The organism is Pseudomonas sp. 1L-C-7-B-C1, assembly GCF_057291635.1.
In genome coordinates this window covers 62,740-85,671 of record NZ_JBXAWH010000014.1, presented here as the reverse complement: position 1 = coordinate 85,671, position 22,932 = coordinate 62,740, and the positions used below count along the sequence as shown (strand labels likewise).

At 58.7% G+C, this 22,932-nt stretch carries 23 protein-coding genes and 1 pseudogene; 8 read left to right on the top strand and 16 right to left on the bottom strand.

Annotated elements, in window-relative coordinates; genetic code table 11:
• Positions 1-268 precede the first annotated feature (268 nt).
• From gbcA to AC0Z8Z_RS20955, 3 genes are all read left to right on the top strand, one after another.
• Positions 269-1,567 carry a glycine-betaine demethylase subunit GbcA gene (gbcA, locus tag AC0Z8Z_RS20965; protein ID WP_485620375.1) on the top strand — a complete coding sequence of 433 codons (1,299 nt, stop codon included), beginning with the start codon at positions 269-271 and terminating at the stop codon, positions 1,565-1,567.
• Between the two features lie 729 nt (positions 1,568-2,296).
• Positions 2,297-2,485 (top strand): hypothetical protein, encoded by a 189-nt coding sequence (locus AC0Z8Z_RS20960; RefSeq protein WP_122536470.1) that lies wholly within the window; start codon positions 2,297-2,299, stop codon positions 2,483-2,485.
• 6 nt (positions 2,486-2,491) lie between these two features.
• Positions 2,492-3,010 carry a hypothetical protein gene (locus AC0Z8Z_RS20955; protein ID WP_122536469.1) on the top strand — a complete coding sequence of 173 codons (519 nt, stop codon included), beginning with the start codon at positions 2,492-2,494 and terminating at the stop codon, positions 3,008-3,010.
• A 36-nt stretch (positions 3,011-3,046) separates the two neighbouring features.
• On the opposite strand, the gene etfB is transcribed toward AC0Z8Z_RS20955, so the two are convergent.
• The 10 genes and pseudogenes from etfB to AC0Z8Z_RS20905 form a co-directional block, all read right to left on the bottom strand.
• Positions 3,047-3,850 carry an electron transfer flavoprotein subunit beta gene (gene etfB, locus AC0Z8Z_RS20950; RefSeq protein WP_485620374.1) on the bottom strand — a complete coding sequence of 268 codons (804 nt, stop codon included), beginning with the start codon at positions 3,848-3,850 and terminating at the stop codon, positions 3,047-3,049.
• Positions 3,840-5,060, bottom strand: coding sequence for an electron transfer flavoprotein subunit alpha (etfA, locus tag AC0Z8Z_RS20945; RefSeq protein WP_485620373.1), 1,221 nt, complete (start codon positions 5,058-5,060; stop codon positions 3,840-3,842). The genes etfB and etfA overlap by 11 nt, the downstream gene beginning before the upstream one ends.
• On the bottom strand, positions 5,060-7,021 hold the full coding sequence (gene dgcB / locus AC0Z8Z_RS20940) for a dimethylglycine demethylation protein DgcB (protein ID WP_485620372.1): 1,962 nt from the start codon (positions 7,019-7,021) through the stop codon (positions 5,060-5,062). Before dgcB ends, etfA begins: the two co-directional genes overlap by 1 nt.
• Before the next feature lie 161 nt (positions 7,022-7,182).
• Complete coding sequence (gene dgcA / locus AC0Z8Z_RS20935) at positions 7,183-9,243, bottom strand: dimethylglycine demethylation protein DgcA (RefSeq protein ID WP_485620371.1); 2,061 nt, start codon at positions 9,241-9,243, stop codon at positions 7,183-7,185.
• 15 nt (positions 9,244-9,258) lie between these two features.
• A complete protein-coding gene (locus AC0Z8Z_RS20930; RefSeq protein ID WP_065991251.1) occupies positions 9,259-9,789 on the bottom strand; it encodes a 4-vinyl reductase in 531 nt (176 codons plus the stop codon).
• Positions 9,790-9,877: 88 nt separating this feature from the next.
• A complete protein-coding gene (locus AC0Z8Z_RS20925) occupies positions 9,878-10,855 on the bottom strand; it encodes a dipeptidase (protein WP_065991250.1) in 978 nt (325 codons plus the stop codon).
• Between the two features lie 214 nt (positions 10,856-11,069).
• Entirely contained in the window at positions 11,070-11,486 is a 417-nt protein-coding gene (locus AC0Z8Z_RS20920; RefSeq protein WP_485620370.1) for a hypothetical protein, read from the bottom strand.
• Positions 11,487-11,665: 179 nt separating this feature from the next.
• Complete coding sequence (locus tag AC0Z8Z_RS20915) at positions 11,666-12,043, bottom strand: hypothetical protein (RefSeq protein ID WP_108121072.1); 378 nt, start codon at positions 12,041-12,043, stop codon at positions 11,666-11,668.
• Positions 12,040-12,967 (bottom strand): annotated as a pseudogene (locus tag AC0Z8Z_RS20910) (hypothetical protein). Before AC0Z8Z_RS20910 ends, AC0Z8Z_RS20915 begins: the two are co-directional and overlap by 4 nt.
• 42 nt (positions 12,968-13,009) lie before the next feature.
• Complete coding sequence (locus AC0Z8Z_RS20905) at positions 13,010-13,498, bottom strand: Hcp family type VI secretion system effector (protein WP_074886727.1); 489 nt, start codon at positions 13,496-13,498, stop codon at positions 13,010-13,012.
• A 329-nt stretch (positions 13,499-13,827) separates the two neighbouring features.
• Here AC0Z8Z_RS20905 and AC0Z8Z_RS20900 point away from each other — a divergent pair, with 329 nt between their 5' ends.
• Both AC0Z8Z_RS20900 and AC0Z8Z_RS20895 read left to right on the top strand, forming a co-directional pair.
• On the top strand, positions 13,828-14,232 hold the full coding sequence (locus tag AC0Z8Z_RS20900) for a lysozyme inhibitor LprI family protein (RefSeq protein WP_065991249.1): 405 nt from the start codon (positions 13,828-13,830) through the stop codon (positions 14,230-14,232).
• 47 nt (positions 14,233-14,279) lie between these two features.
• Positions 14,280-14,699 carry a DUF3010 family protein gene (locus tag AC0Z8Z_RS20895; RefSeq protein ID WP_485620369.1) on the top strand — a complete coding sequence of 140 codons (420 nt, stop codon included), beginning with the start codon at positions 14,280-14,282 and terminating at the stop codon, positions 14,697-14,699.
• Between the two features lie 241 nt (positions 14,700-14,940).
• On the opposite strand, the gene AC0Z8Z_RS20890 is transcribed toward AC0Z8Z_RS20895, so the two are convergent.
• Positions 14,941-15,897 (bottom strand): GlxA family transcriptional regulator, encoded by a 957-nt coding sequence (locus AC0Z8Z_RS20890; RefSeq protein ID WP_485620368.1) that lies wholly within the window; start codon positions 15,895-15,897, stop codon positions 14,941-14,943.
• Between the two features lie 250 nt (positions 15,898-16,147).
• On the opposite strand from AC0Z8Z_RS20890, the gene cdhC reads away from it, so the two are divergent.
• From cdhC to AC0Z8Z_RS20875, 3 genes are all read left to right on the top strand, one after another.
• A complete protein-coding gene (gene cdhC, locus AC0Z8Z_RS20885; protein WP_485620367.1) occupies positions 16,148-17,035 on the top strand; it encodes a 3-dehydrocarnitine:acetyl-CoA trimethylamine transferase CdhC in 888 nt (295 codons plus the stop codon).
• A 138-nt stretch (positions 17,036-17,173) separates the two neighbouring features.
• Positions 17,174-18,139, top strand: a complete 966-nt coding sequence (locus AC0Z8Z_RS20880; RefSeq protein ID WP_485620366.1) for an L-carnitine dehydrogenase — start codon at positions 17,174-17,176, stop codon at positions 18,137-18,139.
• Positions 18,140-18,190: 51 nt separating this feature from the next.
• Positions 18,191-18,679, top strand: coding sequence for a thioesterase family protein (locus AC0Z8Z_RS20875; RefSeq protein WP_485620365.1), 489 nt, complete (start codon positions 18,191-18,193; stop codon positions 18,677-18,679).
• 75 nt (positions 18,680-18,754) lie between these two features.
• Here AC0Z8Z_RS20875 and fba read toward each other — a convergent pair whose 3' ends face one another.
• The 5 genes from fba to epd all read right to left on the bottom strand — a co-directional run bounded on the left by fba (position 18,755) and on the right by epd (position 22,838).
• A complete protein-coding gene (gene fba, locus AC0Z8Z_RS20870) occupies positions 18,755-19,819 on the bottom strand; it encodes a class II fructose-bisphosphate aldolase (protein ID WP_037018967.1) in 1,065 nt (354 codons plus the stop codon).
• A gap of 121 nt (positions 19,820-19,940) precedes the next feature.
• A complete protein-coding gene (locus AC0Z8Z_RS20865; protein WP_122536456.1) occupies positions 19,941-20,264 on the bottom strand; it encodes an MliC family protein in 324 nt (107 codons plus the stop codon).
• Between the two features lie 92 nt (positions 20,265-20,356).
• Positions 20,357-20,584, bottom strand: a complete 228-nt coding sequence (locus tag AC0Z8Z_RS20860; protein ID WP_122536455.1) for a putative periplasmic lipoprotein — start codon at positions 20,582-20,584, stop codon at positions 20,357-20,359.
• A 24-nt stretch (positions 20,585-20,608) separates the two neighbouring features.
• Entirely contained in the window at positions 20,609-21,772 is a 1,164-nt protein-coding gene (locus tag AC0Z8Z_RS20855; RefSeq protein WP_485620364.1) for a phosphoglycerate kinase, read from the bottom strand.
• 19 nt (positions 21,773-21,791) lie between these two features.
• A complete protein-coding gene (epd, locus tag AC0Z8Z_RS20850; protein WP_485620363.1) occupies positions 21,792-22,838 on the bottom strand; it encodes an erythrose-4-phosphate dehydrogenase in 1,047 nt (348 codons plus the stop codon).
• Positions 22,839-22,932: the final 94 nt, after the last annotated feature.

The window sequence follows — 22,932 nt, the reverse complement described above, 5'->3', positions numbered from 1 at the left end:
CCGCCTATTTACCTATCAGCGACATTCACATACTTATGGCGACCAGCCCCGGTCTATAGGCGTCGGGCCGTCGGAAACGGATTCGGCCATGTCGCCCATGGATAAGGTTCGGGTCGCGCCCGGCTCCACACTCGCCATCAATTCGTTACAGAATTTTTATCTGTCGGCCGGCGCGTCAGAAACCCTGCCGCCTCACTTGATTCGCTACACACCCACCGTATCAGCCACATTCGTAGGCTGCGCCAAGCGCGGCCTGAGGACTTGAAAGATGGACGTCACCGCAACTCTGAGCTTGGGCGATCCGCTGGAACCTGCGCGCAAGGCGACTGCCGAGATGCTGCACACCCGCGAGCGCACTTACTCGCTGCCGCAGCCTTTCTACAGCGATGAGCGGCTGTTTGAAATCGACATGCAGGAAATCTTTCAGAAAGAGTGGCTGATCGCGGGAATGAGCTGTGAAGTGCCGGCCAAGGGCAACTTCCTCACCCTCCAGATCGGCAAGAACCCGATCTTGGTCGTGCGCGGACCGGACGGCTCGATCAATGCGTTTCACAACGTCTGCCGCCACCGCGGTTCTCGCCTGTGCACCAAGGAAAAAGGCAAGGTTGCCAAGCTGGTCTGTCCTTACCACCAGTGGACATACGAACTCGATGGTCGCCTGCTGTATGCCGGTACCGAAATGGGTGCGGACTTCGACATGAAGCAGTTCGGCCTCAAGCCGGTGCATTGCAAAGTGGCGGGCGGGTACATTTTCATCAGCATGGCCAGCAACCCTCCCGCCATCGACGCGTTCCTGCAGACGCTGAATCACTACATGGAACCGTACGACATGGAGAACACCAAGGTGGCGGTGCAAACCACCCTGGTCGAAAAAGCCAATTGGAAGCTGGTGCTGGAAAACAATCGCGAGTGCTACCACTGCAATGCTTCGCACCCCGAACTGCTGAACACCTTGCTGGAGTGGGACGACGTCACCGACCCGCGCGCCGACCAGGCTTTCAAGGACCACGTTGCGGCATCCGCCGCCGCATGGGAGGCCGAAAAGATCCCCTTCGCCCACGCCAGCTTTGGCCTGCGCAACCGCATCGTGCGCATGCCGCTGCTCAAAGGCACCGTCTCGATGACGATGGATGGCAAGCAAGGCAGCAAAAAACTGATGGGCCGCATCCAGAACCCGGACCTGGGCTCGATGCGCATCCTGCACCTGCCCCACTCGTGGAACCACTGCATGGGCGATCACGTCATCGTATTCACCGTGTGGCCGGTCAGCGCGCAAGAAACCCTCGTTACCACTAAATGGCTGGTGCACAAGGATGCTGTCGAAGGCGTGGACTACGACGTCGCGCGCCTGCGTGAGGTCTGGGACGCCACCAACGACCAGGACCGTCGACTGGCCGAAGAAAACCAGCGCGGAATCAACTCCATCGCTTACCAGCCGGGGCCGTACTCAAAAACGTACGAATTTGGCGTGGTGAATTTTATCGACTGGTACAGCGCCAAATTGCTGGAAAACATGGGCGCCGAGCCTGCTTCTTATCTGAAGGGGGTGGCGGTTAATCACGAGTAGAGTTTTTCTGTCGGATTTAGACTGACACTGTCGCGGGCAATCGCGTTTCTACAGACATTAGAGCTGTAGGAACGCGCTTGCCCGCGATGGGTTTTGGATCGCTGCGCGGAAATCTGCGTGACGCTCCCCGAACCTACATGTGATCTTGCCCCACTTTGATAAATGCTAAAAAAGACTTCTGATCATTTTTTGAGCAGATCGCTCAAATGACCGGATTCAGGGGTTAAACCCCGACCGCGAACATGTTATCCACAGAAGCGCCAACAGCATATGTGTGTAAGTCTGCAAAGTGCTGTGGAAAAGCGTGAAAAGCGCTCATTAGAGCTGACCAGCGGCGCGAATTAGCTCTGGATGGCTGTTATTGGTTAAATTTTGAGCAAAGCTCTAGACGCCACGAATTACAAGGTCTGCAGCGAATCACGAACATCTTATCCACACGCACGCTCACAGACAATGTGGGTAAGAACACGCGCCACCAGGACTGGTCTGTGGAAAAAACTTATAGGAATCCGCTACATAGAGTGATCAAAAAACAACCACGCAGCTGAGAGCGACGCCAGCAAAGGGCTGGAGCGATACGCGAACAGTTTATCCACAGGCGGATCAACAGCGATTGTGGGTATATGCACATGGACGTTTGGGTCGGTACGTTTAGGAAGCGTCTGACATCCAAGTCCCGGACCGCTCGCTACACTCAGCGCACATCAACCGTCAGCAGGGAGCACGCTCATGCATCACTGGACACCGTTCTCACGCAAAGTCGTCATCGAGGCAAACAACAGGCTATCCAAGCGTAAGCAAGGGGGCTCGTTTGCTCTGCCCAAAGAATTATTGGGCATCATCAGCTTTAAACCCAAGACAACCGAAGAAATCAGGGAAGCATTCCGATCGGCCTCCCGCAGGCTCCGGCAGGAGTGACTGCACATGACCGAAGAGCGCTACAACTACATCTTCAGCGAGTTAGTGAACGATGAAGACGACATACTCGGCCAACTGGCGTACTCGGTGTATAAACGGCAAAAAATCGAGTATATCCACGCGTTCAAAGAGAGAAACGGTACTGATCCGCTAGATTGCGATCTCGTTGCGTTCCACGACATCAGCAACAGTAGTTCGCAACTTGAAGCCTATCGAACCCAGGCGACCCGGCTGGCGACAAACTTTCTGGAGTCCTCACTGAGTACCGAAACGGACGAGTTGGCAGCGTTTTACTCTTCCAGAGCCGCCAACGATATCCGCATGGCGCGGCCAGGGTTCTGGAAGGGGGCTGCGCAGAGCCTCGTTGGCTCGGGCTTGTTCACTCTACTCGTCGGGTGTCTCGTTTTCTTCGCATGGAGTTTGAAACAAGGGCCGCGTCAGGTCATTGAGCAGGTTTTCGACGTTGTGATTGTTGATGCAGATTCCAGGGGTCGAAAAATGCAGCCAGAAACGCCTCAGTCGTGATCGGAGAAAAGGCGCCATCGCGGCGCCTTTCGGGGCTCAACGAACTACCCCCTCCTCCACCAACAATTTCAAAATCGCCGCAGCCCCCTCCTGAGCAGTCACCCCCTTGAGCACCTGCCCACCGCCTCCGGTCGCTTTAGCCGTGGCGGCCTTCATACGATCAGCGCCGCTTTTCGCTTTGATGACCTTCAAGCGCTTTGGCCGTGGCTTTGCGGGGGTTAACTCCGCGTCGGTAAACACTTCGTCGATGACTACTTCAATCTCTTCCACATCCAGCAGACCGCGTTGCGCCGGGCCATATGCGCTTTGACGAGGTTTTGGTGCGGCGTTATCCACAGTCGCCAGAAACGGCAGTCGTACTTTGAGTCGGCGACGCTGACCTCGGGGGAGCGCCTGCAGCACCTGGGCGCTGCCATTGCTCATGGACTCGACCTCGGCCAGGCCCACCACGAGCGGCCAGCCGAGCGTTTCGGCCAACAAATAGGGAAGCATGCCGGACCCTTCGCCCGTCTCGGCCTGACTGCCGGTCAGCACCAGTTGCACGCCCGACTCACGAATGTAATCCGTTAGTCCAGGCACTGCGTCCGCGCCTGGCGGCTGGGCGAGCACATGGAGTTCGTCCACGCCCATACCCAGGTAGCCCCGTAAGGCAGGCTCTTCAGCATTACCCGCATGCAACACGTGCAAGTTATCCCCAGCCAGTTGCAAACCCAATTCAACCGCGCGGGCGTCCTGATCGGCGCGACGCGGACGTCCTGACGTCGGGTGCGCGCCGACGGAGACGAGGCTGATGACGTGCAGCGCACCTTTATCCACAGAGCCCCCCATTTTAGGCTGCATCGCGCTTCGCTCCAGTCCGGTAAGTGTCGACCGCTTCCATCAGCGCTTCGAGAATGGCCGAACTCTCTCCGATCACCGACAGATCAGCACGCTTGATCATGTCGCAGGTCGGGTCGAGATTGATGGCCACCACCTTGTCGCAGGCGCCGATCCCCTGCAAATGCTGGATCGCCCCGGAAATTCCGACCGCCACGTAAACCCTGGCAGTGACCCAGGTGCCGGACGCACCCACTTGGCGATCGCGCATCATGAAGCCATCGTCCACCGCCACCCGGGATGCGCCTTCAGTGGCGCCCAATGCGACGGCGGTGCGGTGAAACAGCGGCCAGTCCTTGACCCCGTTACCACCTGAAAAGATAAATTCAGCTTCAGACATGGGGATAAGTGCCGGATCGACTGCCACCGCGCCAAGGTCTTCGATGCGCGGCAAGCTGCGTGCAACTGCTGTGGATAACTCCACGGGCAGCGCTTCATGCCGCGTTTCACTGACAGGTTCGGCACATTCTGCTTGCGCAAGAATAATGCGTGACACGGGGCGCAACAGGTCTTGCGCGCCAGCGCCTGCGCGGCCAATGCAGTGTTCGCCAGCCACTTGCCAGACGCGTGTCGACGGCCGCTCTCCCAGACTTGCCGCAAAACGGCGACCCAATTCTCCCCCGCCGTTTCGGCTGTCAGGCAACAACCAGTGATGGGGGTCGAACTGGTTATCCACAGCCCGCAAACCTTGCACACGTTGCTCGGGGGAATAGCCAGTGAACGCATTGCCTTCCAATATCAACAGACGATCAACGCCAGCAGTATCGAACGTTGTCTCTTTGTGCTCGCCAAAAATCACCGCCAGAACAGCGCCCTCGTTGCCGGCCAGCCCATGGGCCAAGCCCAGCAGGTCTCGGTCGTGGCTGCTCAACCGGCCGCCGACCATGTCGGGGACGACAGCGACATAGAAAGCAGGCGTTGCGATCCGATGCAGCGGCAATTGCACGTCAACAACTACTGAGCGTTTGGTCGCGCCGCCCTGTTGCGCTCCACTTCGATCAATGCGTTTGACGCCGTTGGGACCGATAAAACCGACGCCATGCACGTTTTTACGCAGGACACCGTTCGGGCCCATCCAGCTGGCTTGCGCCGGTTGCATGGCAGCGTGCAGCGGATGCAGCCGGTTACGTGCTATCCATTCGGCACGTGGGTCACGGCGGATAATGTCGCTCATCAATGCGCCTCCGCAGGTTCACGTCGGGCCGCCGCCGGTTTTACCGGCGCGGTATCTTCCAGCAGTGCGTCAGCCACCAGCTCGGCGATGTCTTTGATCATGGGCCGTGGCTCTACAACGCCTTCGAGCATCGCGGTGCATTGTGGACAACCCACAGCCACCAGCTCGGCGCCGGTCTCGCGGATGTCATCCATGCGCATGTCCGGGATGCGTTGCTTGCCGGGAATGTCAGTGATCGGCGCGCCGCCGCCGCCGCCGCAGCAACGTGAGCGGAATCCGGATCGGACCATTTCCTTGACCTCAATGCCCAGCGCACGCAGCACATCGCGCGGCGCCTGGTATTCGCCGTTGTAACGGCCGAGGTAGCACGGATCGTGATAGGTCACGCTGGTGCCTTTGTGCTGGCCCAGCTTCAACGCGCCGTCGCCGATCAGCTCCGCCAGATACGTGCTGTGGTGCTGTACGACGTAGTGGCCTTCGAACGCGCCGTATTCGTTTTTCAGCACGTGAAAGCTGTGTGGGTCGCAGGTGACGATGCGCTTGAACTCGTACTGCGCCAGCGTCTGGATGTTGCGTCTGGCAAGCATCTGGAACGTCGCCTCATCTCCCAGACGACGGGCCACATCCCCGCTGTCGCGTTCTTCCAGCCCCAGCACGGCGAAGTCGACCTTGGCGGCTTTCAGCACTTTGACGAAGGCGCGCAAGGTGCGCTGATTGCGCATGTCGAACGCGCCGTCGCCGACCCAGAACAGTACGTCCACGGTTTTTTTGTGGCTCATGAGGTCAAGGTTCATGTCGGCCGCCCAGTTCATGCGTCCGCCCGGGGCGAAGCCGCCTGGGTTGTCGGTCGCGATGAGGTTTTCCAGTACCTCGGCGCCCTTGTTGGGCGTTGCGCCTTTTTCGAGGGTCAGATGCCGGCGCATGTCGACGATCGCGTCCACGTGCTCGATCATCATCGGGCACTCTTCCACGCAGGCCCGGCAGGTCGTGCACGACCACAGGGTGTCGGCGTCGACCAGCCCGTTGACGATAGGTTGATGGGGGTTGCCGCCATGCTCGCCAATAGGCTTGCCCTGGCCGTCGAGGGACGGATAAGGGCTGCCGGCGAAGTGGGCATCGGTGCCGCCCGCCAGACCGACGACCATGTCCTGTATCAGTTTTTTCGGGTTCAGCGGCTGGCCGGCGGCGAAGGCAGGACAGGCAGCTTCGCACTTGCCGCACTGCACGCACGCGTCGAAACCGAGTAGCTGATTCCAAGTGAAATCCTTGGGTTTTTCTACGCCCAACGGCGCGGTGTTGTCCGCCAGATCGAGGGGCTTCAACCCTGTGGAGCGGCCACCGCCGAAGCGCTCGGGGCGCCGGTGCCACGCCAGGTGCAATGCGCCGGCGAAGGCGTGTTTCATCGGGCCGCCCCAGGTCATGCCGAGGAACAATTCGCAGACGCCCCAGAGCACGCCAATCCCCAGAATGATCGCCAGCAACCAGCCCCCGAAGTTCACCGGCAGTACGCCCGCAACGGGCAGCGTGACGATAAAGAACGAACCCGAGAACGCCAGCAGGCTTTTTGGCAGGCGCATCCACGGGCCTTTCGACAGCCGACTCGGCGGATTGCGTCGACGCAGGTACATGAAGATTGCGCCCACAAACATCACCGCCGACATCAGCAACAGCGCGTAACCGAGGACGCGGTTATGCAGGCCGAATCCATGAACCAGAATCGCCAGGACGATCGACGCCACCGCGCCGCCGGCCGTAGCCACGTGGGTGTTGGCGATGTATTTGTCCCGCGCGACGACGTGGTGCAGATCGACCATGTAGCGCTTGGGCATCGCCAGCAATCCGCCGAGCAGATCGACCTTGGCGGCACGCCCGTTGCGCCACAGGCTTACCCGCCGCAGCGCGCCGAGGACCGCGAGGGCCAGGGCAGCGAAAAGCAGGATGGGAAGAAGGGTGTTTAACATGTGGAGCTCCCAAAGACTCAGGGTCTTGCAGGTCGGGATGCCTTACTCGATTCCTGTAGGAGTGAGCTTGCTCGCGAAGCCGGACCGACATTCAGCATGTATGTCGACAGACCCGTCGCTTTCGCGAGCAAGCTCACTCCTACAGGGCTGTGTGTCGGCCGCTAGAAATCCTTGCACAGCCTGAGTGCGTCATAGATCGCCGCATGGGTATTGCGTTGTGCCACGCAATCGCCGATACGAAACAGCAGATACCCGTCACCTGACTGACTCAATGAAGGCTGCGGCTGAATCGCGAACAGCGCGTCGATGTCGATCTGACCCTTGTTGCGCGACCCTTCCTTCATCCCGTAATAAAGCTCCTCGTCAGGACGCACGCCGTTCTCGATCACCACCTGATCGATCACCCGCTCCTCTTTGGCGCCGGTGTATTCGTTCTCCAGCACGGCCACCAACTTGTCGCCTTCGCGGTAAACCTTTTCCAGCATAAGGTCTCCGGTCATGATCACTTCCTTCGGGTACATGCTGCGGTAGTAGGTCGGGAACGACGTGCCGCCGATGGCCACACCCGGCTTGATGTCGTCGGTGACGATCTCGACCTGGCTACCCTTGTCGGCGAGAAAATCTGCCACGGACATGCCGGTGAATTCGCAGATGGTGTCGTAGACCAGCACGTTCTTGCCCGGCGCGACTTTGCCGTCAAGCACATCCCAACTGCTGACGACCAACCCTTCGGCCGCGCCCCAGTGCTCGTTCTGCTCCACGAATGGATGACCGCCGACCGCCAGCACCACCACGTCCGGGCGCAGGTCCATGATGGTCGCAATGTCTGCCGCCGTGCCAAGGCGCAAATCCACTTTCAGGCGAGCCAGCTCCAGCTGATACCAGCGCGTGATGCCGGCGATCTGATCGCGCTGCGGCGCTTTCGATGCCGTGGTGATCTGGCCGCCGATGGCGTCTTTCTTCTCGAACAAAGTGACGTCGTGGCCCCGCTCGGCCGAGACGCGCGCCGCTTCCATCCCCGCAGGCCCTGCCCCGACGATCACCACCTTGCGCTTCACACCGGTGGTCTTTTCGATGATGTGCGGCACGCCCATGTATTCACGGGACGTCGCGGCGTTCTGGATGCACAGCACGTCCAGGCCCTGGTACTGACGGTCGATGCAATAGTTGGCACCGACGCACTGACGGATCTGATCGACCTGACCCATTTTGATCTTGGTGATCAGGTGCGGGTCGGCGATGTGCGCGCGGGTCATGCCGACCATGTCGACGTAGCCGCCTTCGAGGATGCGCGTCGCCTGATTCGGGTCCTTGATGTTCTGCGCGTGCAGGACCGGCGCCTTGACCACTTCCTTGATCCCGGCCGCCAGATGCAGAAATGGCTCCGGTGGATAACTCATGTTCGGGATAACGTTGGCGAGGGTGTTGTGCGTGTCGCAGCCCGATCCCACCACCCCGATGAAGTCGATCATGCCGGTCTGGTCGTAGTACCTAGCGATTTCCTTCATGTCTTCGTGGCTGAGGCCGTCCGGGTGAAATTCGTCACCGCAGATACGCAGGCCGACGCAGAAGTCCGGGCCGACTTCCTTGCGCACAGCCTTGATCACTTCAAGGCCGAAGCGCATGCGGTTTTCGAAGCTGCCGCCCCACTCGTCAGTACGCTTGTTGACCCGTGGGCTCCAGAACTGGTCGATCATGTGCTGGTGCACCGCCGACAGTTCGACGCCGTCCAGACCACCAGCCTTGGCACGCGCTGCCGCGCTGGCGTAGTTGCCGATCACCCGCCAGATTTCTTCCGGCTCGATGGTTTTGCAGGTCGCACGGTGTACGGGCTCGCGGATGCCCGAGGGCGACATCAGCGTCGGCCAATGATCGCCGTCCCAACGGGAGCGACGGCCCATGTGGGTAATCTGGATCATGATCTTGGCGCCGTGCTTGTGCATGGCGTCAGCGAGGTTCTGGAAGTGCGGAATGATCTTGTCGGTTGCCAGGTTGACCGATTTCCACCAGCCTTGCGGGCTGTCGATGGCCACGCTGGACGAGCCGCCGCAAATGGCCAGACCGATGCCGCCTTTGGCTTTCTCCTCGTAGTACTTTACGTAACGGTCGGTGGTCATGCCGCCGTCGGTGGCGTAGACCTCGGCGTGCGCAGTACTCAATACGCGGTTGCGTATGGTCAATTTACCGATCTGAATCGGTTGAAACATCGCTTCGAAAGCCATGACGGAAACCTCGACTTACAACGGCTTGACGACAAACAGGCCGTCGTCGTGGCCTTCTTCGGATCCGCCGTAAACCTGCTCGGCCACGGTGCGTATTTTGCTGCCGCTGGCTTCCAGGACCTGGTCCATGGCGCCGGCAAACCAGCCGGTGAACATGTAATCAACCTTGCGCCCCACTTTGCCGTAGACGTAAACGAAGGCCGAGTGCTCAAGCTTGACGCTGGCGGTGCCTTTTTCCAGATCGATGTCCTGAATCTTGAACAGGCCCCAACCGCGCTGGGACAGACGATTCATGTAGTGCTCGAACACCGCTACGCCTTCTATGCCGTGGCATTCGGCTTCTTTCTCGCACCAGTGCCAGGCGGACTTGTAGCCGGCCTTGTAGAGGATTTCGGCATACGCCTCGGCGCCCAGCACTTCTTCGATGCCCATGTGGTTATTGACGAAGAAATGGCGCGGCACGTAGAGCATCGGCAGGGCGTCGGAGGTCCAGACTCCGGTCTCGCTGTCGACTTCGATTGGCAATTGCGGGGCGATCTTGGCCATGGAAACTTAACTCCGAAAAATTCGAGTGGATGCCCTCTCCGCGAGGGGGAGAGGGAAAATTCAGTGCTCGGCGCGTGGGGCCGGAGGCTTATTCGCCCCAGACGTCGCCCAGAATGCGAACCCAGTTTTCGCCCATGATCTTGCGCACCACGCGCTCGGAGTGGCCGCGTTTGAGCAGGGTTTCGGTGAGGTTCGGGAATTCGCCGACGGTACGGATGCCCAGCGGGTTGATGATCTTGCCGAAGTTGGTCAGGCGGCGGGCGTAGCCTTTGTCGTGGGTCAGGTATTCGAAGAATTCCTGGCCGTGGCCCTGGGTGAAGTCGGTACCGATGCCGATGGCGTCTTCGCCGACGATGTTCATTACGTACTCGATGGCTTCGGCGTAATCGTCGATGGTCGAATCGATGCCCTTGGCCAGGAACGGCGCGAACATGGTCACGCCGACAAAGCCGCCGTGATCGGCGATGAACTTCAGCTCGGCGTCGGATTTGTTGCGCGGGTGTTCTTTGAGGCCCGAAGGCAGGCAGTGGGAGTAGGTCACTGGCTTCTTCGATTCGAGGATGACTTCCTCGGAGGTCTTCGAGCCGACATGGGAGAGGTCGCACATGACGCCGACACGGTTCATCTCCGCGACGATTTCACGACCGAAGCCCGACAGGCCGCCGTCGCGCTCGTAGCAGCCGGTGCCCACCAGATTCTGGGTGTTGTAGCACATCTGCACGATGCCCACGCCCAGCTGCTTGAAGATCTCGACGTAGCCGATCTGGTCCTCAAAGGCATGGGCATTCTGGAAGCCGAACAGGATGCCGGTCTTGCCCAGCTCCTTGGCCTTGCGGATGTCAGCCGTATTGCGCACCTGGATCACCAGGTCGCTGTTTTCACGAATCAGTTTCTGGCTGGACGCGATGCTGTTGACGGTCTGCTGAAAACCTTCCCACACCGAAACTGTGCAGTTGGCCATGGTCAGGCCACCTTTGCGCATGTCCTCGAACAGCTCACGGTTCCATTTGGCAATGATCAGCCCGTCAATGACGATGCTGTCGGCGTGTAATTCGGCTGGGCTCATCAGGCGGTCCCCTGGGGTTCTTTAATGGCCGGAAGGTCTGCCGGCGCTTTGGGGTCAGCATATGCCTGAGGGTTGGAGGAGCCGGGTGCAAAAACGACAGGGGAATTGCCGAAAGCGTCAAGAAACGACAAAGGGCATAGGCATGACGACGCAGCAGGTCCTCGCGATAATGCAGCGGTTCACGCAGGAGCGGGTTTTCGCTCTGGGACGGACCTCAGAAGTCGGGAAGGTGCACCCAAACAAAAAAAACGAGGGCGATTAACGTGGTCAATGTCACCAGGGCCAACTGAACCAAGATCATGTATTTGAATTTTTTAGGGAATCTATTGACCTGATCCACGTCGATGGCGCCCAACTTCAGGAACATATGAGGCCGAAGGACCATAGCGCCAACGATGGCTAATTTTCTGATATCTCCCGTAAACCCTGTTCCGATCTGGAACAAACTGGAGTCCGTAATCGCCAAACAGCTACCCAGTGATTTATTGACTTTGTTTCGCAGATACAATGTTATCAACACCGTATACAGCAGAGTGACAACGAAAAGGATACTTATCGTCAAAACTATAACGTCATGATCTGCAGAATGAATGGCGCCACCATGACGATAGTGGCCGCTTCTGATTGCCATAATAAACTCCGGGCCGATCACAAAAAGCTGTCAGCTACTAATAGCTTCACGCACCCTGCAAATACAACCAAAATACTTACATGCCTACATTGATGATGCCACCCTTTGAAAATAGCTCTCACTAGCGTCGGCTGCTATTTCGGTGCCAATGGAGATATTCTTCAAAGCATATGAAGTCGTTAGAAATCATAAAAGTAGAGCCAGGCACGAAACACCAACATGGCCGTAAAAAAAATGATATTTAGAAAAAACGGCACCACGATCAATAGTTTCCATTTTTTTGGAAAGTCCACTACCTGCCGAACATCAATGACTCCTCGCTTGAGGAACAGCTTAGGGAAAATTAAGATACACGCCACAGTACCTACCCTATAGACATCTCCGATAAATCCCAAGCCACCAAAAGTAGCCTTGATATCTACAATTATGGAACATCGAGAAAGACGGCTGTCCACCTCGTCCCTTACCCACCAGGTGATGAATAGCAGCACCAATAAGTTCAGGATTCCAGGGATCATTATCGAAGTTGCAACTAGGCCAGGAACGATATCTTTCATTGAGAGACCTCATAGAGTAACTCGCCCGTCATCTCGCCTCCTTTACCTCCTATCTCGCCCCCCAACCAACCCAATATCCCAGCAGTGATGACACCGCAGGCGAGTGCACCCGGACCTGTTGTAAGCCCCAACCCGGTAACGCAAATCACAGTAGCCACTCCCGCGCCGGCCGCAGCGCCCCCCAAATTACCAACCAGCTTACTCCCCTCAACATACTTCGCCTTCGTACACTCATCCTCCCGGCCCGTCGAGCAAGCCGTCTTGATATCAACCGCCGTCGAAGCTGTATCGAGAACTATCCCCACATAAGCTCCTCTTTTTATTAGCTTCGCCGCTTTGGCAACGCCGCTCGTTTTTTCGGCGTAGTGTCTGATCTCGCCAGTGTGCAGGTAGCTTTTAGTTGAGATCCCCAGCATTCGCCGGATTGAGCCTGTGTTCCGCAGTCCTGCTCCCAGACTAAGAAAGCCTTTCAGCAGCTTTTCGAGTTTGTCGAAAAGCTGGCGGCGTTTGGTGTAGAACAGATTTCGTTCGATCAGGGTTCCCGAGGCCATGTGTTGCTTATGCAGGGCATCGATGCTGTCGAGCGTGGTCTTGATCTGCTCCAGATGCTTTTCCCAAGCGTCAGCAGCCATTCCGATACCGATTGAAGGTATTGCCCAGTAGACGCGTGATGAGTTCGTGGTTGGCCACGATGAAGTCGTCGCCTCCTGCGTCGTTATCGATGAGGCCCTGATGGGTCATCGTAGCAAGCCTCATGAGTTCGGCTTCTTCAGACGTGCACGCGGAGGTTGAATCATCGGGGACGATGACGATTTCTCCCGCCGCTACGGTGGAATTGCGGATGTGGGCATTAAGCACATCGAATTTATCGGCCGCGCGGCGCCCCAAGGGCAGTTTTGCCTTGATAGAAAAATAGGTCTGCATCTGATCATTGATGAAGCTTTAAGGCCGCGACATAGACGACCCTCACGCGTAAATCGTGTTTTTGATACGGTCCCAGCCACCCGTCACGTTGCCGCCCCCACCACCATCGCTACGACGCTGCTGAACGTAGTTGGTTTTGATACGTCCGTAATCGAGCTGCACCACTTCGCGGGGCACGCCGTCGGTGGCACTGTGGCTGTAGTCAGAAATGATCACTTCCTCTAGCACGATCTCAAAGTACTTGAGCTTTTCGCCGCCAGCGCGGTGCACCGCGATGGTTACTTTTTTGAAATGCTGGCCTGCGCAGCTCGCTTGCATCAGTTTGGCGCTTGCCGAATCAAGGAACTTGGAAAAGTTGAATGTGGTGACAGTGGTCCGGCCCGACGAGGCGCCACCCGCCGAGGTTGCGGTCGCCGATGCGCTCTGATGGGTACCGAAGTTATAGCCGAGGATTTCGATCCAGTTCTTGTGCTGGTCGTCGAGGCTCTCACCCGGGATGCCGTCGAATTGGATAAATGCGTCGAGCGCCATGAGTTCTCTCCCTGAGTTGCTTGGTTATTTGCGAGTGCCGGTTAACGGCGCGGATTGGATCCTACCCAAAGAAACTCGCTACAAAAACCCTGATGGAAAATTTCAGACTTTTCCGTAGGACGGTTCTTTCACTTCGCGAATATTCGAGAAAACTCCCTATCTGACGCATCAGAAGTCCAAGCGTCGCGAGCAAATACGACCGCAAAATGGTCAAAACCGTCAGTAAGCGATAACCGCTAACGGCGTACAAAGGCGGCCCGCATTTGATACCTGTTCTTTGCCTCGCGGTTGCGCCAGAATCCAATCCATCTCTGACTCGGAAAGCCCCAATGAAAACCATGTTTCTGGCTCTGGCTCTATTCGCGACAGGCGCACACGCTGCATCCAACCCGGCCGCGAACCCTTGTGACGGCGTTGAAGAAGATCAGCAGACGCTTGAGTGCTCGGTGTACAGCCGCGACACGGCGGAAAAGCTGCTGACAGAGAATGTGCAGAACGTGCTTGAGCGCGTGCAGACGCAGTTCGGGGCGAACAAGGCCCAGGCCGAGGAATTCGCCACCAAACTCAAGGCGGCTCAGGAAGCCTGGAAAAAACTGCGTGACGCGGACTGCGCAGTGGAAGTGTTCCCGGCCAAGCCTGGCACCAAAGAGTTCAACATCGACCAGAACGATTGCCTGACCCGCGCCAGCGACGAACGATCGGAGTATCTCGACACCGTCGCGCAATCCGAGTGATCCCGAATGCGCTACCCTGACGCCCTTCCCGAGCTCAAGGTATGCACATGAACATCTGCGGCGTAGAAATCAAAGGCAGCGAGGCCATCTTCGCTGTCGCCACTCGCGCGTCCGGCGCGCTCGAACACCTTCCACTGCCGACCAAAAAGATCGCACTCGAAGACGACGATGAAGCCGTCAACGTGAAAGCGTTCGCCCGCCAGATCGAGGCCTTCGTGCGCGATAACGGCATTGGTCACATCGCGATCAAAAAGCGCAGCAAGAAAGGTGAGTTCGCCGGCGGTCCGACGACGTTCAAGATCGAGACTATCTTTCAGCTGCTGGAAGACTGCGATGTCATTCTGCTGTCGCCCCAGACCATTAATGCTCAGATGAAGAAGCACAGCTTTGAACTGCCCGCAGCACTGAACAAGTATCAGCATGAGGCGTACAAAGCGGCGTGTTCGGCGCTGATGAAGACCAAGTAGAAAGGTCTGCACCCGATCGCTTGCTCGGTGGTGGGCCGGGGTTAAATCCGACTGTAGGACCGGCTTTAGCCGGGAAGGCGTCAGGCGCCACCACCTTAAAATGAGGGTGCTCAACCGGGCCTATTCCCGGCTGAAGCCGGTCCTACTGAACGAGCCGGAGCCTGAAGAAGAAGACGAAAGCCGCCCGCCGGGTCATCTATACCGAATTATAGTCGCGACTATAATTCACCATAATTGAGCATCAAACAGCCTTCACCTCGCGCGTGCGCCCTCGATCCTCCCTCGGGCACAGCACAAATTTTGCTCTGTAACTGCGGGTGAAATAGGATGGCGATTCAAAGCCGCACGCAATGCTGACCTCCAGCACGCTCATGTCGCTCTGACGCAGCAGTTGCCTGGCTTTTTCCAGCCGCAGGCCGAGGTAGAAGTTGCTCGGCGTGTCGTTCAAGTGCAGACGAAACAACCGCTCCAGCTGACGCCGCGTCACCTGAATCCCTTCCGCCAGTTCCAGCGTGCTCAGCGGCGGCTCGGTGTGCTGCTCCATGACGCCGATGACCTGCACCAGCTTCTTGTTATTGATGCCGTAACGGGTGGCGATCTGCATGCGCTGGTGGTCTTTGCGCTGGCGTATGCGCCCGAGGACGAACTGCTCGGACACCTTGATCGCCATATCCGCGCCATGGGCCTGCCCAATCAGGTCAAGCATCATGTCGATGGAGGCCGTGCCTCCGGCGGAGGTGATGCGGCGCCGGTCGATCTCGAACAGCTCCTGCGTCGCTTGCAGCCGGGGATAGGTTTCCTTGAAGGCGTCCAGCGCTTCCCAGTGCAGGGTCAGGCGATACCCCTCCAACAGACCGGCTTGGGCGAGGACGAAACTGCCGGTGTCGATCGCCCCGAGAACCACGCCTTCCAGGTCCAGCCGGCGCAGCCAGTGTTCCAGTGTCCCGGTGTAAAACTTCAATGGATCAACGCTGCCCATCACCCACAGCGTCGCACCCTTTTTCAGCGGCTCAAGCGCGGCGTCGGCGTTTACCGACATGCCGTTGCTGGCAATCACAGGACCACCGTCGACGCTCAGGATGTGCCAGCGAAACAGCTCGCCTCCAAAACGATTGGCGACGCGCAGCGGCTCCAGCGCCGACACGAAGCCCATCATCGAAAAGCCAGGCATGAGCAGAAAGTAGAAATCCTGGGACATCGTTGGCGCGTTCCTTGGGATCGGAGCAGATGGGCGATTGGGGTGGAGACGTGAGTTCAGAAATGATCATGCCTCTTGGGCCCGATCATCAAATACACCTCTTGCCGATGGGCAGCAACAGCACAGGTCGCTGCTGTGCAAGACCGTGTCGCCGCTGTGCGTTTTGAGAGGCTCGCCGCTGCGTAGTTTTGCACCTCAAAAGCGGGCCGCAATGTCCGCGTCACTGTCTGGCCTGCAAGGAACCTCCCCCATGAATCATGACGTCATCATCACCTGCGCACTGACCGGTGCTGGCGACACGACCGGGAAAAGCCACCTTGTCCCGATCACGCCCAAGCAGATTGCCGCTGCCGCAGTCGAGGCCGGGAAGGCCGGGGCAACCGTCGTGCACTGCCATGTGCGCGACCCCGAGACCGGCAAGTTCAGCCGTGACGTCGAGCTGTACCGCGAAACCATGGACCGCATCCGTGAAGCGGACATCGACATCATCGTCAACCTGACCGCCGGGATGGGCGGCGATCTGGAAATCGGACCTGGCGAACGTCCGACCGAATTCGGCCCCGGCACTGATCTGGTCGGTCCGCTGACCCGGCTCGCGCACGTCGAAGCGCTGCTGCCGGAAATCTGCACGCTGGATTGCGGCACCCTCAACTTCGGCGATGGCGACACCATTTACGTATCCACGCCCGCGCAACTGCGGGCCGGTGCCAAGCGCATTCAGGAGCTGGGTGTTAAGGCCGAACTGGAGATTTTCGACACCGGCCACCTATGGTTTGCCAAGCAGATGATGAAAGAAGGCTTGCTCGACAACCCGCTGTTTCAGCTGTGCATGGGCATTCCGTGGGGGGCGCCGGCGGACACCACCACGATGAAAGCCATGGTCGACAATTTGCCCGCCGACGCGGTGTGGGCTGCCTTTGGCATCGGCCGCATGCAAATGCCGATGGCCGCGCAGGCGGTATTGCTCGGCGGCAACGTGCGGGTCGGTCTGGAGGACAACATTTGGCTCGACAAAGGTGTGCTCGCCAGCAACGGCGCACTGGTCGAGCGCGCCAGCGAAATTCTCAGCCGCCTGGGCGCACGGGTTCTGACCCCGGCTGAAGGCCGCATAAAGATGGGTCTGAAGAAGCGGTTTTGATCCTCACGCAAATCCTCCCGTGTAGGAGTGAGCTTGCTCGCGATAACGGTGTGTCATTCACACATCTGGCACAGATAACCAGCTATCGCGAGCAAGCTCACTCCCACAAGGTCCCCGACACTTTTTCGAGTTTCCGATATGACCTTTATCACCACCATTAAAACCTTCGCAGCCTTGGGCAGCGGTGTCATCGGCAGCGGTTGGGTGGCGCGCGCGCTTGCTCATGGCCTGGATGTCGTGGCCTGGGACCCGGCGCCGGGAGCAGAAGCAGCGCTGCGCAAACGCGTCGCCAATGCCTGGCCGGCGCTTGAGCAAAAGGGTCTGACGGCGGGCGCCTCCCAGGAACGTCTGCGCTTCGTCGACACCATCGAAGAGTGCGTTCGCGAGGCCGACTTCATCCAGGAAAGCGCTCCGGAGCGCCTTGACCTCAAACTGGATCTGCACAGCAAGATCAGCGCGGCGGCCAAGCCTGACGCGATCATTGGTTCCAGCACCTCCGGCCTGCTGCCGTCGGAGTTCTACGAAAGTGCCACGCACCCGGAACGCTGCGTGGTGGGCCATCCGTTCAACCCGGTTTATCTGCTGCCACTGGTGGAAGTGGTCGGCGGCAAAAACACCGCGCCGGAAGCGGTACAGGCAGCGATTCAGGTTTATGAGTCACTGGGCATGCGCCCGCTGCATGTACGCAAAGAAGTCCCCGGTTTTATTGCGGATCGCTTGTTGGAAGCGCTATGGCGTGAGGCGCTGCACCTGGTCAACGATGGCGTGGCGACCACCGGCGAAATCGACGACGCCATCCGTTTCGGCGCCGGCCTGCGCTGGTCATTCATGGGCACATTTTTGACTTACACCCTGGCCGGCGGCGATGCGGGCATGCGTCACTTCATGGCGCAATTTGGCCCCGCGCTGCAGTTGCCGTGGACCTACCTTCCGGCGCCCGATCTGACTGAGAAGCTGATTGACGATGTGGTCGACGGCACCTCGAATCAGCTCGGTAGCCACAGCATTGCAGCGCTGGAGCGGTATCGCGATGACTGCCTGCTGGCGGTGATTGAAGCGGTGAAAACCACCAAGGCCAAACATGGAATGGCGTTTGAGGATTGATACGCGAGAGCCATGTCGCCGGTTGACCACGAATAACTTTGGACTGATCCCATGCCCGCGCTCATTACCTACAAAACCCCTGTCCTCGCCGAGTGGGTCGACTACAACGGTCACCTCCGCGACGCCTTCTATTTGCTGATTTTCAGCTTCGCCACAGACGCCTTCATGGACCGCATCGGCCTTGCCAATGACGATCGGGATGCCAGTGGCCACTCGCTGTTTACGCTCGAAGCGCACATCAACTTCCTGCACGAGGTGAAACTCGGTGAAGCCGTGGAAGTGCGTACGCAAATCGTCGGACACGATGGCAAGCGGGTGCAGCTTTACCACGGTCTGTACAAGGCAGAGGGGGATGTCGAGCTGGCAGCGAGCGAGCAGATGCTGCTGCATGTGGATCTCGCGGATGGGCCGAAGTCGGCACCGTTCAGCGAAGTGTCGCTGCAGGCGTTGCGCCTGCTCTCGGAAGCTCAACTTGATCAGCCGGAGCCAAGGTATGTCGGGCGGATCATCGCCCTGCCCGGCCGGCGACATACCGTGTAGAAACGCAGATCACGGCCACAAAAAAGCCCGCATCGCTGCGGGCTTCTTCATTTCAGCAAATCGATCAGAAAACGATCAATTCACTTTGGCGTTCAACTCGCCTTTGGCATAACGCTCGAACATCTTCTCCAGAGAGATCGGCTTGATCTTGGAGGCGTTGCCAGCGGTGCCGAATGCTTCGTACCGGGCGATGCACACGTCGCGCATGGCCGATACGGTTTTCGCCAAGTATTTACGCGGGTCGAACTCGCTCGGGTTCTTCGCCATGAACTCGCGGATGGCACCGGTGGACGCCAGACGCAGGTCGGTGTCGATGTTGACCTTGCGCACGCCGTGCTTGATGCCTTCAACGATTTCTTCGACCGGCACGCCGTAGGTTTCTTTGATGTCGCCGCCGAACTCGTTGATGATTTTCAGCCATTCCTGCGGAACCGAAGAAGAGCCGTGCATTACCAGGTGAGTGTTCGGGATGCGCTTGTGGATCTCTTTGATCCGCTCGATCGCCAGGATGTCGCCGGTAGGCGGCTTGGTGAACTTGTACGCGCCGTGGCTGGTGCCGATGGCGATGGCCAAGGCATCAACCTGGGTTTTCTTGACGAAATCGGCCGCTTCTTCCGGATCAGTCAGCATCTGGCTGTGATCCAGCATGCCCTCTGCGCCAACGCCGTCTTCTTCACCGGCCATGCCGGTTTCCAGCGAGCCCAGAACACCCAGCTCACCCTCAACCGAAACGCCGCAGGCGTGAGCCATGGCGACCGTTTCCTGCGTCACGCGAACGTTGTACTCATAGTCAGCCGGGCTTTTGCCGTCTTCGCGCAGCGAACCGTCCATCATGACCGAGCTGAAGCCCAGCTGGATGGAACGTTGGCAGATGGCCGGGCTGGTGCCGTGGTCCTGGTGCATGACCACCGGAATGTGCGGGAATTCTTCGATTGCCGCCAGGATCAGGTGGCGCAGGAACGGGGCGCCTGCGTATTTGCGCGCACCGGCCGAAGCCTGAACGATCACCGGAGAGTCAGTCTTGTCGGCCGCTTCCATAATGGCGCGCATTTGTTCCAGGTTATTTACGTTGAATGCAGGGACGCCGTAACCGAATTCGGCTGCGTGGTCCAACATCTGGCGCATGCTGATAAGTGCCATTGTCTGTTTCTCTCCCGGTGGGGTCGTTAATCGTGCGTGCCGTATTGGCGGCTATTCAAATTATAGGGGTCGATTGTTCAGTCATCGCCCCGGTGCAGCCTCGCTCGAACTGCTCGGCCCTTTACGGCGCCTTGCAGCCACGACCGATCAAATCGTTGGTAGCGTCCCAGTAGACCAGGCCTTCGCTGCCTTTGTTGTCGAACGCCAGCACGCCGTTACTGTAAAGCGACCCGGAAGCTCCGGGCGACGCTTGCAGACGGAATACCTGCTCGCTCTGATTGAGGCGTACATCCACCTCCTTCTTCGCGGCATCGGCATACTTCCAGAAAATCTCGGCTTTGCTGTCGCAGACCCAATGGGTCCAGGGGGCTGCCGGTTCCGAAGCCTTCATGCTGGCGCAACCGCTCAGCAGCATCAGTGTCGCAAGGGCTAACAAGCCTTTCATTACTACTCCCGAATCCCCTGCATCGCGTGACAGATGTCGATCACGGCGGGGGCAATGCTGTTCCTGTATTCCGGCACACCGTCACCCAAGAATCAATGACAGGGGACTGGTCCCACGGCAGGCATGAATTCGTATTTTTCCCAGACTTCAGGCCCGCCACGCTTGTAAACGATCGGTACGGTTTCCGCCTGCCAGCCCGCCTGGTAGCAACTGACCTGAAGCAAACCCGGCGCCGCGGTCGATGCCGTCTCCGCTTCAGGCTTGCTTGCGCAGCCGACCAGCAAACCCGCCATGATCAACAGCGGTAATGGCTTGACCATTTCACTCCCCTTCACCTTGGCCGGTCAGGCCTTGGCGCGTTGTTCCAGAACTTCCACGGCAGGCAGAACCTTGCCCTCGACAAACTCGAGGAACGCACCGCCGCCTGTAGAGATATAGGAGATTTTGTCGCCTACACCGTATTTGTCGATGGCGGCCAACGTGTCGCCGCCACCGGCGATGGAGAAAGCAGAGCTCTCGGCGATGGCGTGAGCCAGCGTCTTGGTGCCTTCGCCGAACTGATCGAACTCAAATACGCCAACCGGGCCGTTCCAGAGAATAGTCTTGGAAGATTTCAGCAATTCGGCGAAGTGAGCAGCTGTTTGAGGACCGATGTCGAGGATCATGTCGTCCTCGGCCACATCGGCGATCAGCTTGACGGTGGCTTCGGCATCGGCGGCGAATTGCTTGGCAACCACCACGTCGACCGGCAACGGCACGCTGACCTTGGCGGCGATGGCTTTAGCGGTATCGAGCAGATCCGGCTCGTACAAGGACTTGCCAACCGGATGACCGGCCGCAGCCAGGAAGGTGTTGGCGATGCCACCGCCGACAATCAGCTGATTGCACTTCTCGCTCAAGCTGTTGAGCACATCCAGTTTGGTGGAAACCTTGGAGCCGGCGACAATGGCAGCCATTGGCTGGGCCGGGTTGCCCAAGGCCTTGCCCAGTGCGTCCAGTTCGGCTGCCAGCAAAGGACCAGCTGCAGCGACTTTGGCGAATTTGGCAACGCCGTGAGTCGAGCCTTCTGCACGGTGGGCGGTGCCGAAAGCGTCCATCACGAACACATCACACAGAGCGGCGTACTTCTGCGCCAGCTCGTCAGCGTTCTTCTTTTCGCCCTTGTTGAAGCGCACGTTCTCGAACAGCACGATATCGCCCGCCTTGACGTCGACACCGTCCAGGTATTCCGCGACCAGTGGCACTTCACGACCGAGCGCCTTGCTCAGGTAGTCCGCGACCGGCTTCAGGCTGTTCTCGGCGGAAAACTCACCTTCGGTTGGACGACCAAGGTGTGAGCAGACCATGACCGCTGCGCCTTTCTCCAGCGCCAGTTTGATGGTGGGCAACGACGCGAGAATGCGTGCATCGCTGGTCACCACGCCATCTTTGACCGGGACGTTGAGGTCTTCGCGGATCAGTACACGCTTACCTTGCAGATCGAGGTCGGTCATCTTCAACACGGTCATGGGGCATTCCCTGTTTTTACTATTGTTTATGAATGGTGTGCAGGTAGTGATCGGCGACATCCAGCATGCGATTGGCAAAGCCCCACTCGTTGTCGAACCAGGCCAGGAGGTTCACCAGCCGAGGGCCCGAAACCCGCGTCTGGCTGGCATCGATGATGGCCGAGTGCGGGTCATGGTTGAAATCGCAACTGGCATGCGGCAATTCGGTGTACGCCAGCAGCCCCTTCAGCGGGCCGCGGGTAGCGGCCTCGCGCAGGATACGGTTGACCTCGACGGCATCGGTGTCATGGGCGACCTGCAGCGTGATGTCCAGGCACGAGACGTTCACCGTCGGCACACGAACTGCTTTGGCCTGAATTCGGCCGGCAAGTTCCGGAAGCAGGCGCTCGATGCCGCGCGCCAGACCAGTGGACACCGGGATAATCGACTGAAAGGCCGAGCGCGTACGGCGCAGGTCTTCATGATGATAGGCGTCGATCACTGGCTGATCGTTCATTGCCGAGTGAATGGTGGTGATGGTCACGTATTCGAGACCCAGCTCGCGGTTCAGCAGGTCGAGCAACGGCACGCTGCAGTTGGTGGTGCACGACGCGGCAGACACCAGCCGCTCCTCGCCCGTCAGGGTTTCTTGATTGATGCCGTAGACGATGGTGGCGTCGACATCGGCTTCGCTGGCCATGGGCTGGGAGAACAACACCCGCGGCGCACGAGCGGAAAGAAAGCGCTCTCCGTCGGCACGCGTGTTGTAGACGCCGGAGCATTCAAGCACCAGATCCACATCGAGCGAGCCCCAGTCGATGCCTTCCGGCGTCGCGCTGCGAAACACTTTGATGACGTGATCGTTAATGTGCAGAAAATCGCCTTCGACCCGCACTTCGCCGGGGAACCGACCATGTGTGGAGTCAAAGCGCGTGAGGTATTCGAGACTGGCCATGTCGGCCAGGTCGTTGATTGCCACCACTTCGAAGCCAGCCTTCGCACCTCGTTCGCACAGCGCGCGCAGCACGCAGCGGCCGATGCGACCGTAACCATTGAGGGCGACTTTATAAGGGCGTGGCTTAGGCATGGGGTTCTCAAAATCTTGAGTGGTACAGAGAACCTGCAGGCGCGTGACTCGCCCAGCGAATTGTTGCCAGATACAGGCAGCAAATCGCAGGACA

Coding starts and splice junctions, on each gene's coding strand:
- gbcA (WP_485620375.1), top strand. CDS start 269: ATGGACGTCACCGCAACTCTGAGCTTGGGCGATCCGCTGGAACCTGCG.
- AC0Z8Z_RS20960 (WP_122536470.1), top strand. CDS start 2,297: ATGCATCACTGGACACCGTTCTCACGCAAAGTCGTCATCGAGGCAAAC.
- AC0Z8Z_RS20955 (WP_122536469.1), top strand. CDS start 2,492: ATGACCGAAGAGCGCTACAACTACATCTTCAGCGAGTTAGTGAACGAT.
- etfB (WP_485620374.1), bottom strand. CDS start 3,850: ATGCAGCCTAAAATGGGGGGCTCTGTGGATAAAGGTGCGCTGCACGTC.
- etfA (WP_485620373.1), bottom strand. CDS start 5,060: ATGAGCGACATTATCCGCCGTGACCCACGTGCCGAATGGATAGCACGT.
- dgcB (WP_485620372.1), bottom strand. CDS start 7,021: ATGTTAAACACCCTTCTTCCCATCCTGCTTTTCGCTGCCCTGGCCCTC.
- dgcA (WP_485620371.1), bottom strand. CDS start 9,243: ATGGCTTTCGAAGCGATGTTTCAACCGATTCAGATCGGTAAATTGACC.
- AC0Z8Z_RS20930 (WP_065991251.1), bottom strand. CDS start 9,789: ATGGCCAAGATCGCCCCGCAATTGCCAATCGAAGTCGACAGCGAGACC.
- AC0Z8Z_RS20925 (WP_065991250.1), bottom strand. CDS start 10,855: ATGAGCCCAGCCGAATTACACGCCGACAGCATCGTCATTGACGGGCTG.
- AC0Z8Z_RS20920 (WP_485620370.1), bottom strand. CDS start 11,486: ATGGCAATCAGAAGCGGCCACTATCGTCATGGTGGCGCCATTCATTCT.
- AC0Z8Z_RS20915 (WP_108121072.1), bottom strand. CDS start 12,043: ATGAAAGATATCGTTCCTGGCCTAGTTGCAACTTCGATAATGATCCCT.
- AC0Z8Z_RS20905 (WP_074886727.1), bottom strand. CDS start 13,498: ATGGCGCTCGACGCATTTATCCAATTCGACGGCATCCCGGGTGAGAGC.
- AC0Z8Z_RS20900 (WP_065991249.1), top strand. CDS start 13,828: ATGAAAACCATGTTTCTGGCTCTGGCTCTATTCGCGACAGGCGCACAC.
- AC0Z8Z_RS20895 (WP_485620369.1), top strand. CDS start 14,280: ATGAACATCTGCGGCGTAGAAATCAAAGGCAGCGAGGCCATCTTCGCT.
- AC0Z8Z_RS20890 (WP_485620368.1), bottom strand. CDS start 15,897: ATGTCCCAGGATTTCTACTTTCTGCTCATGCCTGGCTTTTCGATGATG.
- cdhC (WP_485620367.1), top strand. CDS start 16,148: ATGAATCATGACGTCATCATCACCTGCGCACTGACCGGTGCTGGCGAC.
- AC0Z8Z_RS20880 (WP_485620366.1), top strand. CDS start 17,174: ATGACCTTTATCACCACCATTAAAACCTTCGCAGCCTTGGGCAGCGGT.
- AC0Z8Z_RS20875 (WP_485620365.1), top strand. CDS start 18,191: ATGCCCGCGCTCATTACCTACAAAACCCCTGTCCTCGCCGAGTGGGTC.
- fba (WP_037018967.1), bottom strand. CDS start 19,819: ATGGCACTTATCAGCATGCGCCAGATGTTGGACCACGCAGCCGAATTC.
- AC0Z8Z_RS20865 (WP_122536456.1), bottom strand. CDS start 20,264: ATGAAAGGCTTGTTAGCCCTTGCGACACTGATGCTGCTGAGCGGTTGC.
- AC0Z8Z_RS20860 (WP_122536455.1), bottom strand. CDS start 20,584: ATGGTCAAGCCATTACCGCTGTTGATCATGGCGGGTTTGCTGGTCGGC.
- AC0Z8Z_RS20855 (WP_485620364.1), bottom strand. CDS start 21,772: ATGACCGTGTTGAAGATGACCGACCTCGATCTGCAAGGTAAGCGTGTA.
- epd (WP_485620363.1), bottom strand. CDS start 22,838: ATGCCTAAGCCACGCCCTTATAAAGTCGCCCTCAATGGTTACGGTCGC.